We start from the raw sequence: 14,804 nt of genomic DNA on the forward strand, positions 1-14,804 counted from the left end.
CGTGCCCGTTTAAGGAGAAATGCACCCTCTCGCCGCATTGGCAAGAGGGTTTTTCTATGTTTATAGAGCATGTTCAAACAGCATAGTTTCGAATATCCCATTTCTCCGTTGCAGCAAGGCATGACGTCGTTCGCCGTCGAAGTACTCCTTCTTGTTGAAAAAGACTTTTGAAAGAGGTGTTGTTTATGGCTCCAAAGGCGATTGTTCTTGATGAAAAGGCCATTCAAAGGGCATTGACAAGAATTGCCCATGAGATCATTGAAAGAAATAAAGGAATTGAAGATTGTGTGCTGATCGGGATAAAAACGCGGGGCATTTACTTGGCACAGCGCCTGGCGGAAAGAATCAACCAGATTGAAGGCGTGCAAGTACCTGTCGGGGATCTCGATATTACGTTATACAGAGATGATTTGACGGTTGAAACAGAAAATGCGGAGCCTGAAGTAAGAGGATCCAGTTTGCCGATTGATATTGCCAATCAAAAAGTCATTTTAGTAGATGATGTGTTATATACCGGAAGAACGGTGAGGGCAGCAATGGATGCATTGATTGATATGGGGCGGCCCTCGCAAATCCAGCTCGCCGTCCTCGTGGACAGGGGACACAGGGAATTGCCAATACGTGCTGATTTTATCGGAAAAAATATCCCTACTTCCCGCCAGGAAAAAATCGTTGTGGAACTTTCGGAAACAGATGGCGAGGACAAAGTTACAATCCATTCAATTGAATAATCCCTTTTAAATACAGTCCCGTGAGGCTGGCAAAGGGAGGTTTTATGGAAGCTGAATGTAACAGGCTTCTTTTCGCGAACCCTCTTTGCCGTGTTGGGCAAAAAGGGTTTTTTATTTTGACAGAAAGACAGGTGAATTGTCATGAAACATTTACTTTCAATGTGTGAGCTTTCGAAGGAGGACATATGCGGAATATTGGATATGGCAGACTCCTTCCAACAAGGAAAAACCTGGAGCCCGCCTAAAGAGCTTTTTGCCGTCAATTTGTTTTTTGAACCAAGCACTCGAACCAAAACGAGCTTTGAAATGGCAGAAAGAAAACTTGGACTGGATGTCATCCCGTTTGAAACGGCCCAATCAAGTATTTTAAAAGGAGAAACATTAGAGGATACAATAAAAACACTGGAAGCGATCGGTGTGGACGTTGTGGTGATCCGGCACAAAGAAGAAAAGTATTATGAAGCGCTGAAAAACAAAGTTGGCACAAGACTTGTCAATGCAGGAGATGGCTGCGGCCAGCATCCGACGCAATCTTTGCTTGATCTTCATACAATCCGTCAGGAATTTGGGGGCTTTTCCGGATTGAATGTGGCGATCATTGGGGATTTAAGCCATTCCAGAGTCGCGAAATCAAACAGTGAAGCATTGTCCGCCCTCGGTGCAAATGTATTTTTCTCAGGACCGCGCGAATGGTTTTATGGCAATGCAGAGCGGTATATCGATATAGACGATGCAATGGAAATATGTGATGTAGTCATGCTGTTAAGAATTCAGCATGAGCGTCATGAAAACATGTCCCATTTGAGCGCTGAAGAATATCACGAGTTGTATGGCTTAACCCTTAAAAGGGAAAGGCGGATGAAGAAGGGTAGCATTATTATGCACCCAGGTCCTGTTAACAGAGGGGTTGAAATAGCGGACGGTCTTGTCGAATGCAACAGGTCAAGAATTTTTAAACAGATGCAAAACGGTGTGTATACACGAATGGCCGTACTGCGGACTGTATTGGAACAATAAAAGGAGGATGGGCATGAACTGGCTGATAAAAGACGTAAAAATGCTTAATGATTTGGGAGAATTGAAGGATGTGGACGTCCGCATTCAGGATGGCATGATTGCCGAAGTGGGTTCTGATTTGGAAAGTGACGGAGAAGAAGAGTTTGCCGCGGAAGGGCTGCTTATATCGCCAGGATTTGTGGATCTCCACATCCATCTTCGGGAGCCCGGTGGCGAAGAAAAGGAAACAATTGAGACTGGAACAAAAGCAGCAGCCAAAGGCGGATTTACAACGGTAGCTTCCATGCCGAATACGAATCCAGTACCTGACAATGAAGAGCAAATGAGATGGCTCATGCAACGCATTGAAGAAAAGGCGCATGTGAATGTTTTACCCTATGGCGCCATCACGGCTGGTTTAAAGGGAGAGGAACTGAATGATTTCGAGGCGCTAAAACAGGCGGGCGCATTTGCCTTTACCGATGATGGAGTGGGTATTCAATCGGCTGGAATGATGTATGAAGCCATGAAAAAAGCTGCCGCTATAGAGATGCCAATCGTAGCCCATTGTGAAGATAATTCACTTATTTACGGGGGAGCGGTTCACGAAGGAACCTTTTCAAAGCAATCAGGGATTCCCGGGATTCCTTCCATCTGCGAATCTGTCCAGATTGCCAGAGATGTGTTGCTGGCGGAAGCGGCTAACTGTCACTACCACGTTTGCCATATTAGCACGAAAGAATCTGTCCGTACTGTCCGGGATGCCAAGCGCGCTGGCATAAAGGTGACAGCTGAGGTATCTCCGCACCATCTGCTTTTATGTGATGAAGACATAAAAGGCGATGATGCCCATTATAAAATGAATCCGCCGCTTAGGAGCAAAGAGGATCGAGAAGCTTTAATAGAGGGCTTGCTTGATGGGACAATTGATTTCATCGCAACGGATCATGCTCCCCATACTGCGTCAGAGAAAGCGAGAGGGATGAAGGCGGCTCCGTTTGGAATCGTCGGTTTGGAAACCGCATTTCCATTGCTCTACACGCACTTTGTCAAACAAGGACTATGCACATTAAAACAGTTGATCGATTGGATGAGCGTCGCCCCTTCGAAAACTTTCAATTTGAAAAGTGGAACGCTGGAAACGGGCAAACCGGCCGACATCACGCTGATCGACTTGGAAAAAGAACAGAAAATTGATCCGGCAACGTTTGCTTCAAAAGGAAAAAACACTCCATTTGCAGGTTGGAGCTGCCAGGGCTGGCCTGTTGCAACATTTGTAAGTGGAAAGCTCACATGGGCGAAAGGACGTGATTGTGAATGAAACGGCAGCTTATTTTAGAAGATGGGACAACATTTATTGGCAAGGCGTTCGGAAGTGAAAAAGAGACATCCGGAGAAGTCATATTCAATACGAGTATGACGGGATACCAAGAAATCATTACAGACCCTTCCAACTACGGGCAAATCGTTGCTTTCAGCTTTCCTCTTATTGGAAACTATGGCATCAACCGCGACGATTTTGAGACGATACAGCCGGTCGTCAAAGCGGTTATCGTAAAGGAAGCCGCCGAACAGCCGTCAAATTGGAGAAGCGGCATGTCGATCCACGAATTTTTGAAATTAAAAGATATCCCGGGGATCTCCGGAATCGACACAAGGAAACTCATTCGCAAAATCCGGGCAAACGGACCGATGAAAGGCATCATTTGCGGTTTCGGAGAAAAAGTCGAAACTCACTTGTCGAGGCTGCAAGCGATGGAAACATTGGTTGACCAAGTGAAGCAAGTATCAACCGTTAAACCGTATCCAGTACCGGGACGGGGACATAAAGTCGTTGTCATGGATCTTGGTCTCAAACATGGAATTTTGCGTGAGTTGACGAAAAGAGGCTGCGATGTAACCGTTGTTCCATATCACACGAATGCCAGTGATATTCTTTCATTGCACCCTGACGGAGTACTGCTCTCCAATGGTCCTGGTGATCCGCTTCATGTTCAAAAATTGGCGGATACAGTCCGGGTGATCCAACAGGAGATTCCGATATTAGGCGTCGGTTTGGGACATCAGCTTTTTGCTCTGGCAAACGGCTGCCAAACGAAAAAAATGACCATCGGCCATCGGGGTTCCAGCTATCCAGTAAAAGATATGGAAACGGGCAATGTCCTTTTTACTTCGCAAAACCACGGTTACGAAGTTGTGAAAGAAACGGTTGATGAAAATACCCTTTCTGTGACTCATGAAGAAATCAACAGCGAGTCTGTGGAAGGACTGGCCCATAAACAGTTTCCGGCATTTTCCGTTCAATTTAATCCGGAAGCATCCCCGGGGTCAGAAGATGCGAAATATGTTTTCGATCAATTTTTAGCCATTATGGAGACCAACAAACGAAAGGTTGATGGGCATGCCAAAACGAACTGATATTGAAAGCATCTTGGTGGTTGGGTCAGGACCAATTGTCATCGGGCAGGCGGCAGAATTTGACTACGCCGGGACCCAAGCTTGTCTTGCTTTGAAAGAAGAAGGCTATAGAGTCATCCTGATTAACTCAAATCCGGCCACAATCATGACAGACTCTGAAATCGCAGATGCCGTTTATATTGAACCGCTGACAATCGAATTTGTCAGCCGGATTATTAGAAAAGAAAGACCAGACGCCATCTTGCCGACACTTGGCGGCCAAACAGGATTGAATATCGCAAAGCAGTTAGCGGAAGCAGGTGTGTTGGAAGAATGCGGTGTTGAGATTCTTGGCACAAAGTTGTCAGCCATCGAACAAGCTGAAGACAGAGAGCTTTTTAAGAAACTAATGAATGACTTGAATGAACCGGTTCCTGAAAGTGACATCGTCCATTCCCTCGAGGAAGCTGAGACTTTTACAGAGGAAGTAGGATTTCCAGTCATTGTTCGCCCGGCTTATACATTGGGGGGAACCGGCGGGGGGATTTGCCATAATAGAGAAGAGCTTATTTCCATCGTATCGAGCGGTTTAAAAAACAGCCCCGTCAACCAATGTCTCCTGGAAAAAAGCATTGCTGGTTTTAAAGAAATCGAATTTGAAGTAATGCGGGACTCTAATGATCAGGCGATTGTTGTCTGCCATATGGAAAATGTTGATCCGGTCGGCATCCATACCGGTGATTCCATTGTCGTTGCCCCCTGTCAAACATTAAGCGACAGGGAAGTACAGTTGTTAAGGAACACTTCATTAAAGCTGATCCGCGCCTTGGAAATTGAGGGCGGCTGTAACGTCCAACTCGCCCTGGATCCAAATAGCTACGAATATTATATTATTGAGGTGAATCCGCGTGTCAGCCGTTCTTCTGCTTTAGCCTCAAAAGCAACCGGATTTCCGATTGCGAAACTCGCGGCAAAAATAGCTGCGGGCTATACGCTCGATGAGCTGATGAATCCGGTAACGGGGAAAACGTATGCCTGTTTTGAGCCTGCCATTGATTATGTCGTGACAAAAATACCGAGATGGCCATTTGATAAATTCGAGTCAGCCAATCGGTTGCTTGGTACGCAAATGAAAGCGACGGGCGAAGTGATGGCGATCGGTCGGACATTTGAGGAATCACTGTTAAAAGCTGTTCGTTCGCTGGAAATCAGCCTCTACCACTTGGAACACGAGGAGGCAGGCGGTTACGAAGAGGATACATTTAAGTCAGAAATACAAAACGCCACGGACGAGCGCTTGTTTATCATAGCTGAAGCTTTAAGAAGAGGCATTTCCATTGAAACCATTCATGAATGGAGCCGGATTGACTTCTTTTTCCTTCATAAACTGAACAACATCATCCAACTTGAAGGAGAACTGCAAAAGGAAGCATTTTCTGTTGAATGGGCCAGACGTGCCAAAGAGATGGGATTTTCGGATTTTACAATAGGAAAACGATGGAACTGCACTGAAAAAGAGGTTTATGAGTGGCGGAAAGAGAACGGCATTATACCAGTCTATAAGAAAGTGGACACGTGTGCAGGGGAATTTGAATCAGAGACGCCTTATTTTTATGGCACATACGAGGAAGAAAATGAATCAGTTCAATCGACAAAAGAAAGTGTCATTGTCCTAGGATCTGGTCCGATCCGGATCGGGCAGGGAATCGAGTTTGACTATGCGACAGTACACAGCGTTTGGGCGATTCAGGAAGCCGGATACGAAGCTATCATTATCAACAACAATCCCGAAACAGTTTCAACCGACTTTAGCATTTCTGACAAACTGTATTTTGAACCGCTGACAATCGAAGATGTGATGCACATTATTGATTTGGAGCAGCCAATCGGAGTTGTTGTGCAGTTCGGTGGCCAAACAGCGATCAACCTCGCCGGCAGTCTTGCCGAACGTGGCGTAAACATTCTCGGAACGTCACTTGAAAGCCTTGATCGGGCGGAAGACAGGGATAAATTTGAGCATGCGCTTGCTGAATTAAATATCCCGCAGCCTAAAGGAAAAACAGCATTTTCCGTGGAGGAAGCGGTAAAAATTGCAACAGATATCGGCTATCCGGTCCTTGTCCGCCCCTCGTATGTACTCGGCGGCCGGGCAATGGAAATTGTGTATGAAGAAAAAGAACTGCTTCACTACATGGAACACGCAGTGAAAATTAATCCGGAACATCCGGTGCTTGTTGACAGATATTTAACGGGAAAAGAAATTGAAGTAGATGCCATTTCCGATGGCGAAAATGTATTTATCCCCGGAATCATGGAGCATATAGAGCGGGCCGGAGTCCACTCGGGAGACTCAATCGCTGTCTACCCACCGCAGCATATCAGCCGGGAGATGATGGATAAAATTGTCGATTATACGATTCGATTGGGCAAAGGCCTTGGAATTGTAGGGCTGTTGAATATTCAATACGTTGTATCGAATAATGAGCTTTATGTTATCGAAGTGAATCCGCGCTCCAGCCGTACGGTTCCGTTTTTGAGTAAAATAACAGGTGTGCCAATGGCGAATATTGCTTCCAAAGTGATTCTTGGCGAAAGCCTGGCTTCTCTTGGTTATGGAACAGGACTGCATGAAGAGATAGATGGGGTGTATGTAAAGGTTCCGGTCTTTTCATTCGCCAAACTACGAAGAGTGGATATCAACCTTGGACCTGAAATGAAGTCCACCGGTGAAGTCATGGGGATAGATAGGACAATGGAAAAGGCGCTTTATAAAGGTCTTGTCGCTTCCGGTATTCAAATTAAAACGCACGGAGCCGTACTGATCACTGTTGCGGACAAAGATAAAGAGGAAGCAGCGGAGCTCGCTAAGAGGTTTGCAGCGATCGGCTATCAAATATTGGCTACAAGAGGAACAGCACAGTTTTTGACGAATTTCGGAGTAAAAGTGCAGCCGGTTGATAAAATTGGTTCAGAAGGTCCCAACCTGCTGGATGTCATCCGCCAAGGCAATGCCCAACTTGTCATTAATACAATGACAAGAGGAAAGCAGCCCCGCCGTGATGGATTTAGAATCCGCAGGGAATCAGTGGAAAATGAAATACCTTGCTTAACGTCCCTTGATACGGCAAAAGCGATCCTTGATGTATTGGAATCAATGGTATTTTCTTCAGAACCGATGACTGGCGGCAAAAAGGTGGTTAACTAATGGCAAACGTGCTTAGTAAAGAAAACAGGCCAATTATTGCCCTTGATTTTCCGGGAAAAGATGAGGCGGTAGACTTTTTACGCCTTTTTCCCGGGGAAGAACTTTTCGTAAAAGTGGGCATGGAGCTGTATTATCAAACGGGAGCAGATTTTATCAAAGAATTAAAAAGAGCCGGACATTCCGTTTTTCTTGATTTGAAGCTTCATGATATTCCCAATACGGTGTACCGTGCCATGAAAGTATTGGCGAAGCTGGATATTGACATGGTGAACGTACATGCTGCCGGCGGGAGCAAAATGATGGAAGCAGCAGTGCACGGTCTGGAAGATGGGAGCGGCACCGGGCGCTCCCGCCCGGCAATCATTGCTGTGACACAATTAACGAGTACGAGCGAAGAACAAATGAAAACCGAGCAATTAGTTGACCGGCCTTTGCAGAAATCGGTCTTGCATTATGCGCTACTCGCCAAAAGAGCGGGTCTTGACGGAGTTGTCTGTTCTGCCCATGAGGCAGGCCTCATTGCCGATGAAGCGGGATCTTCATTTTTGCGGGTAACACCGGGTATACGCCCTGAGGGACATGCAACTGACGATCAAAAAAGGGTTGTAACCCCTAAAGAAGCAAGAAAAATAGGGGCATCCTTGATTGTTGTTGGCAGGCCGATTACCCGTGCCGATCAACCCCGGTCGGCCTATCAAAAAGTCTTGAAAGAATGGGAGATGGGAAGATGAACAGCTCTATAGCCGAGCACTTGCTGAATATCGGGGCGGTATTTTTACGTCCGAATGATCCATTTACGTGGTCGTCGGGGTTGAAATCACCCATTTATTGCGATAACAGGATGACGATGTCCTACCCGGAGGTAAGAAAAGAAATAGCGGCAGGACTGGCCGCGTTAATCAGAACCCATTTTCCGCAGGTGGAGATGATCGCCGGCACGGCAACGGCCGGTATACCACATGCCGCATGGGTGAGCGATTTGCTGGATCTGCCGATGTGTTATGTGCGTTCCAAGGCAAAAGCGCACGGAAAAGGCAATCAAATTGAAGGAAAAGTGGAAAAGGGCCAACATGTCGTTGTTGTCGAAGATCTGATTTCCACAGGCGGCAGTGTTCTAACTGCTGTAGAGGCCCTGCGGGAAGCCGGATGCACTGTTCTCGGAACGGTCAGCATTTTTTCATACGAGCTTGAAAAAGGGAAGCGTCAATTAGAAGAGGCTGGGGTAAAAGCGGTATCGCTTGCAGGCTATTCGGACTTGATTCAAACTGCTTTTGAGCAAAAAAGGATTTCCGAAGAAGACTTGAATGCCTTAAAAAAATGGAGGGAAAATCCCGAGGAATGGGCAAAAAGAATGTAAAGCAAAGGGGCTGTCCAATTTGGATGCCCTCCTTTTTTTGTGCTCAGAGGGGAAAGTTTCCGGGATGTGAAGCAAAAGTCGCAGTTCGTTTAACTTTAGATCAATAATGTGCGTTTCGAGGCGGAATAGGAACCCGACTACATATAGGCTAGGTATAATTGGCTGAGATTACCAAATCGATAGTTTTATAAGTAAAGTAGAAGAAAAGACTGCGCGTTTGGCTTGAAGTAAAGAGATGGTTAGTCCATCTGTTCGGTGATGTGGCAGCTAAACAGAAAGAAGTCAGCAGAGGCTGTAGTTTCCAACCAACCAGCTTCAAAGAAAAACACCTTTTGTTGAATTCGGCTTGCCGCTTCCAATCTTTTTGAAGCGTTAACCCAAAAGAGACCGCTCTATGCGGCTGAATATTTTTAAAATCATACACTTCCCTCTGGTGAAAGTCTGGGATAAATTTGTCGAATTTTGAGTTAATCATTTTACAGAAAATTATGTTAAAATATTGACATCTTTCTTCACTCAAGTTACTATGGTCTCTACATGTCAAATTGGTATTTCGCTGAATCCCGATTTGACTTTTGGGAGGTGAGCTTGTGCTAAAGATTAAACATGAAAAAAATGCTACCGAAGATCGCATCTGGTACGTGAAAAAAATCTAGTGTTGTTTGACTTTTCAATGGCGATATTTCTAGAAATATCGCCACCCTTTTAAGTATTAACCTTTTAGGAGGCTGAAATGATGAAAAAGCCCGGCATTAAAAGTGAGTACATCTGTATACTACAGGGGAACATTCTTAGTATAGGTCGTGGAACAGATAAATTTAAAATTGAAGATGTAAATGATGAAATCATTAATTTTATTGAAATGTTAGACGGAGAACATACATACGAAGATATTTGTAATAAATTTCCGCTGGGAAAAAATGGCTACAACAATTAGATGAGTTTGATTTGTTAAGAGATTTTGATGTACCTAAAACACCTATTGATCCGTATTTGCTTAAGAGGTGGGATCGCCAAATTAATTATTTTGCATTGTTCGAAAGGGAAGGTTTTAACGCTAGAAAGGCACAGGAAAAACTTAAAAATTCAACTGTAGCTGTAGTAGGAATTGGAGCAGGTGGTTCCTCGCTTATCAGCCTTTTATCCGCCGCAGGAATTGGAAACATAGTTGGGGTGGATTTCGATACAGTAGAAGAAGTTAATCTTCCATCACAAATATTTTTTAAAGAAAGCGATATTGGCGATCTTAAAGTGAAAGCAATTAAAAAGCATATAACCTCCTTTAACTCGAGTGTTAATTGTGAATTTTATAATAAGCGTGTTGAGTCAACAGAAGATGTATATGAAATTATAAAAGGTGCAGATTTTGTTTTTGATGCCATCGACGAACCTCTATACTATTCTGCACTTTGGGTAACAAGAGCTTGTTTAAAAGCAAATATTCCATATGTAAGCATTGGTTCTAGTGATAAAGCTTCTCGTGTAGGCCCTATGGTCATTCCAGGAAAAACACCTTGTTATGAATGTTTAGGTTTATTGCCTATCGATAAGTTTTTTTATGAACATAAATACGACGCTGCTATCATGGGTGCAAATGTATTAATGGTTGCATCCATTGCTGTTCATGAAATGATTAAATTATTAACAGGATTTGCAACTCCTTCTGTTTTAGGCAAAACGCTTCATATTAATACTGAAAAAATGGCATTTGATTATATTGAACATGCCATTAAACCTGATTGTATCTGTCATTCTCTTATCACTTATGAGCATGCTTAAGGGTGGTATCTGATGAAGGAAAAACTGAATAAGGTTTACTCAAAAAAAGAAATATTTCGCCAGTGGTTTCCATTGGCACTTAGTACAAGTATTCTTTTTATTGAAGTTCCTATCATGTTATTTTTTATATCAAGAATGGAAGATCCCAGTAAAAACATCATCGCTTTTAGTATGGGGCTGGGTTTTATATTTATTTTGAATAGCACTGTGCAGTACTTGACATCTGTCAGCGCAAAATTGTCTAGTAACCAACCTTCATTTTTTCGTCTTTTAAGGTTCTCTCTCATTTACAGTACTTGTTTAGTAGTGTGTGGATGGTTATTCCTGACTACTCCTATTTTCGATTGGTTTTTTGAAAAGGTTCTCTCTATAAATGACTCTCATACAATGGAACTTATTAAACAAGGATGTTTAGTCTTAAGCTTTTCTCCTTTAGCAGTTGCGTGGAGAAGGGTATATCAAGGCCGCTGGATTAAACGGGAAGCTACTGAAGTCATTACTTTGAGTACTTTATTTCGGCTTTTTTCAGGAATAACGATTGCTGCTTTTTTTTATCTATTCCATTCAGTTGATGGTGTAATGGTTGGCGCTTATGCTTTGGTCATTAGCGCATTTGTTGAAGCGATTGTAGTGACAGTCTGGAGAAAGCAAACGAAGAGAAATATCCCTGCTACTGGAGATATCGTCAGTATTTCAATGATATGGAAGTCACATTCCCCCCTTGCTATTACAGGGTTTTTACTTACTTTGGATACACCTATTTTTTTGATAGGGATAAGCAACGCGCCAAATCTTGCGGAGGAGTCTTTAGTGGTATGGCAAATTGTTCTTAGTTTTATTTATATGATCGGTGGAGTTGCTCTTGAGTTGCAGAACATAACCATTAATCTAAGTAATAACGTTCAGTCTATCATCCATTTGCGGAACTTCAGCTTACTATTAGGGATCAGCTTAAGTGCTATTTTATTAACTGTCGTCGTTACCCCACTAGGTGAACTTTATTATATAAAATTGATGGGATTACAGGAGGAGTATTTTTATCTGGCTAACGTCTCAACAGCCATTATGTTGATCACTCCTATTTTTTTCTCGATTCAAAGTAACTTGCGCGGAAGATTAATTTGCTTAGAAAAAGAAAAGTATGTGGAACGTTCAATGTATATTAATATCATTGTCATGACACTGGTGCTGCTTTTTCTTAATATGGGCTCCTCCCTTCCTGGCGCAATGATAGCTGCCATATCGCTTGTTTCGGCCATGTTAATAGAAACGGCAACCCTTTATGGAGTGTTGAAATGGATATCACACAAAGAAAATGAAGATGGAAAAAAGGAGAAGACTGGATAACCCATAAAAAAAGTGTTGCCATTATTTAACTTTTGTTAGACACAATACCGCTTGCTACATTTGGTGTCCAATTCTCCTTGAATATTCAACCTTGAATTTTTTTATCTGAAATGGATCATTCGAATACCTTTTTCCTCCCATCCTCAGGCCTGCTCTTACTCCTGATATAATGTTTTTCACCGTCCATTTCATTTTCCCATCCGCATTGAAACAAACCGCTTGGCTCCTCCGTGGCAATATAAACTTCCAGTAAGTCCTATTTCAAGCAATCGAGGTAAAACGAGAATGGTAACAGGGGTCAACTGCCAGTAAACGCCTGATTGGTTCGGATCAAGTAAAAACTTCGGCAACGAGACATCTCCCGCACAAAAAAGCCCTCTTCTTTTTCAAGATGCCGATCCCAAGGCATTGTGAAGTACAGGATGTACGGCGCGATCTTAGCCTTTGTTCTCCATCCTATTAGCGGACTAATGTAGTTTTTATAAAACAGATTGATCACTTGGAACAAAATTCGATTGTTTAAAATAAAGATTGAGAATTGATAATAAAGATTGATTAAAAATCCATTTTTAATCCAGGATTTTCCTTATTTAACAATCGACCCATTATCTTGATTAAGTGATATGATTCAATTAGATCAATTTTGTTTAGGGGGCGACATTATGGCTAAAATATCAAAGGCATACTTCGGACTTATTGCGGGTGTCCTCACAGGAATTATAGTTGTGAGTATGCTTCGGAACGGAGAAATAAATTGGGTAGTAACCGGGACTACATTTTCCCTTTCTGTATTAGCGTTCTTTGCTATATTGATTACTCGTTTGGGAATCCAAAATAGACATTAAATAAATGAAAATCACTTTAAGGGGATGTCTTTTTGGAAAGGAAAGTGAAAAAAGATTTCAGGTTATATCTGGGTTTGTTGCAGGGGTATTTCTTGTGTTAATAATACCTTTTTTCTTTAAAATTTTTAGTGAAGCATTGTTTCAGAATCGGGCGCTATTCTTGAATAACAAAGGTGGAAAACGATCAAACTTTTTTATCCCGCATGTAAGGTGCCAATACACTACTTCAAGACCTGAGTAGATACAAAAGGTCTAAGTGGAGAAAACGGCACCTACATGCCTGGTTCGTTCAACTAACATTCAGTAGGCGAGGGAAGAAAACGCCTCCTGAATGAAGTTTCACTTAATGAAAATGGAACAGTTCACCCTTTTAGAGATTCGGATGGTGTTGGACTTTTCATTTAGATTCGCATTGCTTTGACTTGTTCCTCGTCAGGAGTGACATAGAGCGTTTCTTGATGATCGTAAATGACAAATCCCGGTTTGGCTCCTTTTGGTTTGTGAACATGGCGGACCTTTGTATAGTCAACCGGTACGGAAGACGAATGTTTTGCTTTGCTGAAATACGCGGCTAGCATGGCAGCTTCAAGCAGCGTTTGTTCAGAAGGCTCTTTGCTTCTTATGACTACATGTGAACCGGGAATATCTTTCGTATGCAGCCATATGTCATCACGGCGGGCCAGTTTATTCGTCAAATAATCGTTTTGCTTATTGTTCTTTCCGACAAGTATGTCCGTTTGGTCACTTGATCTATATTTCTCAATAAGCGGTTTAGCATCGCTTTTTTTCTTGAAGCCGCGTTTGGCTTTTCGTCTGATATAGCCGCCTTCAATGAGCTCTTCCCTGATTTCTTCAATATCTTTTACGGATGCTGATTCGAGTTGTTGGAGCAGAACGTCGAAATATCGTATTTCTTCCATGGCCAGTTCCATCTGCTCTTTGACCGCCTGAATGGAATTTTTCGCTTTTTGATATTTTTTGAAATAGTTCTGGGCGTTTTCGGCCGGGCTTTTTCTGGGGTCCAATGGGATGGTTAATTTTCCACCGTTTTCATCATAATAATTGATCACTTCAATCTCTTTCATGCCTTTTTTTACAGCATGCATGTTTGCTGTCAGCAATTCTCCCAACAGTTGAAGCTCGTCGGCTTTCTCGGCTTTTTCCAAAGTGGCCTCAAGCTTAATAAGCTTTTTTTCATTTTTTTCTTTCTCGTTTTTCATCAGTCGTTCCAAATCAAGCGTTTGCTGTCTGACACGATCCCGTTCTGCTTTTCCAAAGTAAAAATGGTCAAGCATTTCACTTAAACTGGTAAAAGACTTATGCTTATCCCCAATATGTTTGAGGGGAAACAAATAAAAGTCGCTTTTATGTTCAGTTACTGTCAACGAATAATCATATTGATGCAGCTTTAGTTTTTCCATTATGTTTAGGAACACCGGAGGCAGCGTTTTGGGGTTCACCAATCCCGCTCGGAATACAATTTCCTTTGCGGCAACAGGTGAAATGCCCGCAAACCGCTGGACAATTTGTTTGTCGATTTTGCCGGCGTTAAAGTCAATATGCTTCAATATATCCAATTTGTCCGCTTTAAATGGGTCTTCTTTTTCCTGGGGAGGCGGATAAACATAAGTTGAGCCGGGCAATATCGTTCGATAGCTGTTCAATGATGAAGGGATGTGTTTGATGCTGTCAATTATTTTTTGAGTGTCCTTGTTTACAAGAATGATATTGCTGTGCCTGCCCATGATTTCGATCTTCAACTGCTTGATCGTCTCATCCCCAAGATCGTTTCTTCCTTTCATTTCTATGACAATGATCCTCTCAAGGCCCGGCTGGTAAACACTTTGGACGGTGGCGCGTTCCAAATGTTTTCTGAGTATCATGCAAAACATCGGGGGTTCTTCCGGGTTGACCGTTGTTTCTTCCGTTATTTGAACCCGGGAATAATTGGGATGCGCGGAAACGAGTAGCTTTACATTTTTTCCCTTATTGCGGATAATGATCATAACTTCATTTTTGTAAGGTTGGTAAATTTTGTGGACTCTTCCACCCGTAAGTGCTTCATCCAGTTCTTTTGCCATTGCACGTGTAAATAAGCCGTCAAAAGCCATATAAAACATTCCTTTGCTTAAAATAAATTTCCCGTA

General features: G+C 42.9%; 12 protein-coding genes. 10 read left to right on the plus strand and 2 right to left on the minus strand.

The window, feature by feature from the left end; genetic code table 11:
- The first annotated feature begins 185 nt into the window (after positions 1-185).
- From pyrR to JOC94_RS12300, 10 genes are all read left to right on the plus strand, one after another.
- Positions 186-731 carry a bifunctional pyr operon transcriptional regulator/uracil phosphoribosyltransferase PyrR gene (gene pyrR, locus JOC94_RS12255; RefSeq protein WP_077111792.1) on the plus strand — a complete coding sequence of 182 codons (546 nt, stop codon included), beginning with the start codon at positions 186-188 and terminating at the stop codon, positions 729-731.
- A 141-nt stretch (positions 732-872) separates the two neighbouring features.
- A complete protein-coding gene (locus JOC94_RS12260; protein WP_077111791.1) occupies positions 873-1,748 on the plus strand; it encodes an aspartate carbamoyltransferase catalytic subunit in 876 nt (291 codons plus the stop codon).
- Between the two features lie 13 nt (positions 1,749-1,761).
- Entirely contained in the window at positions 1,762-3,048 is a 1,287-nt protein-coding gene (locus tag JOC94_RS12265; protein ID WP_083717528.1) for a dihydroorotase, read from the plus strand.
- Complete coding sequence (locus JOC94_RS12270) at positions 3,045-4,145, plus strand: carbamoyl phosphate synthase small subunit (protein ID WP_077111789.1); 1,101 nt, start codon at positions 3,045-3,047, stop codon at positions 4,143-4,145. The genes JOC94_RS12265 and JOC94_RS12270 overlap by 4 nt, the downstream gene beginning before the upstream one ends.
- Entirely contained in the window at positions 4,129-7,329 is a 3,201-nt protein-coding gene (gene carB, locus JOC94_RS12275) for a carbamoyl-phosphate synthase large subunit (protein WP_077111788.1), read from the plus strand. The genes JOC94_RS12270 and carB overlap by 17 nt, the downstream gene beginning before the upstream one ends.
- Positions 7,329-8,060 carry an orotidine-5'-phosphate decarboxylase gene (gene pyrF / locus JOC94_RS12280; protein WP_077111787.1) on the plus strand — a complete coding sequence of 244 codons (732 nt, stop codon included), beginning with the start codon at positions 7,329-7,331 and terminating at the stop codon, positions 8,058-8,060. The genes carB and pyrF overlap by 1 nt, the downstream gene beginning before the upstream one ends.
- Positions 8,057-8,686: an orotate phosphoribosyltransferase gene (gene pyrE, locus JOC94_RS12285; protein WP_077111786.1), complete on the plus strand. Its 630-nt coding sequence runs from the start codon at positions 8,057-8,059 to the stop codon at positions 8,684-8,686. Before pyrF ends, pyrE begins: the two co-directional genes overlap by 4 nt.
- Positions 8,687-9,419: 733 nt before the next feature.
- Positions 9,420-9,623 (plus strand): hypothetical protein, encoded by a 204-nt coding sequence (locus tag JOC94_RS12290; RefSeq protein WP_205179428.1) that lies wholly within the window; start codon positions 9,420-9,422, stop codon positions 9,621-9,623.
- 11 nt (positions 9,624-9,634) lie between these two features.
- The gene (locus JOC94_RS12295; protein ID WP_077111784.1) at positions 9,635-10,465 is read left to right on the plus strand and encodes a HesA/MoeB/ThiF family protein; all 831 of its coding nucleotides are present in this window, start codon (positions 9,635-9,637) and stop codon (positions 10,463-10,465) included.
- A 12-nt stretch (positions 10,466-10,477) separates the two neighbouring features.
- On the plus strand, positions 10,478-11,812 hold the full coding sequence (locus tag JOC94_RS12300) for a hypothetical protein (RefSeq protein ID WP_077111783.1): 1,335 nt from the start codon (positions 10,478-10,480) through the stop codon (positions 11,810-11,812).
- 188 nt (positions 11,813-12,000) lie between these two features.
- Here the strand turns inward: JOC94_RS12300 and JOC94_RS12305 are convergent, their stop codons facing one another.
- Both JOC94_RS12305 and JOC94_RS12310 read right to left on the minus strand, forming a co-directional pair.
- Entirely contained in the window at positions 12,001-12,162 is a 162-nt protein-coding gene (locus JOC94_RS12305) for a hypothetical protein (RefSeq protein WP_205179429.1), read from the minus strand.
- A gap of 896 nt (positions 12,163-13,058) precedes the next feature.
- Positions 13,059-14,768, minus strand: a complete 1,710-nt coding sequence (locus JOC94_RS12310; protein ID WP_205179430.1) for an Rqc2 family fibronectin-binding protein — start codon at positions 14,766-14,768, stop codon at positions 13,059-13,061.
- Positions 14,769-14,804: the final 36 nt, after the last annotated feature.

It is taken from the genome of Siminovitchia thermophila, assembly GCF_016909185.1.
Taxonomy (GTDB): domain Bacteria; phylum Bacillota; class Bacilli; order Bacillales; family Bacillaceae_C; genus Siminovitchia; species Siminovitchia thermophila.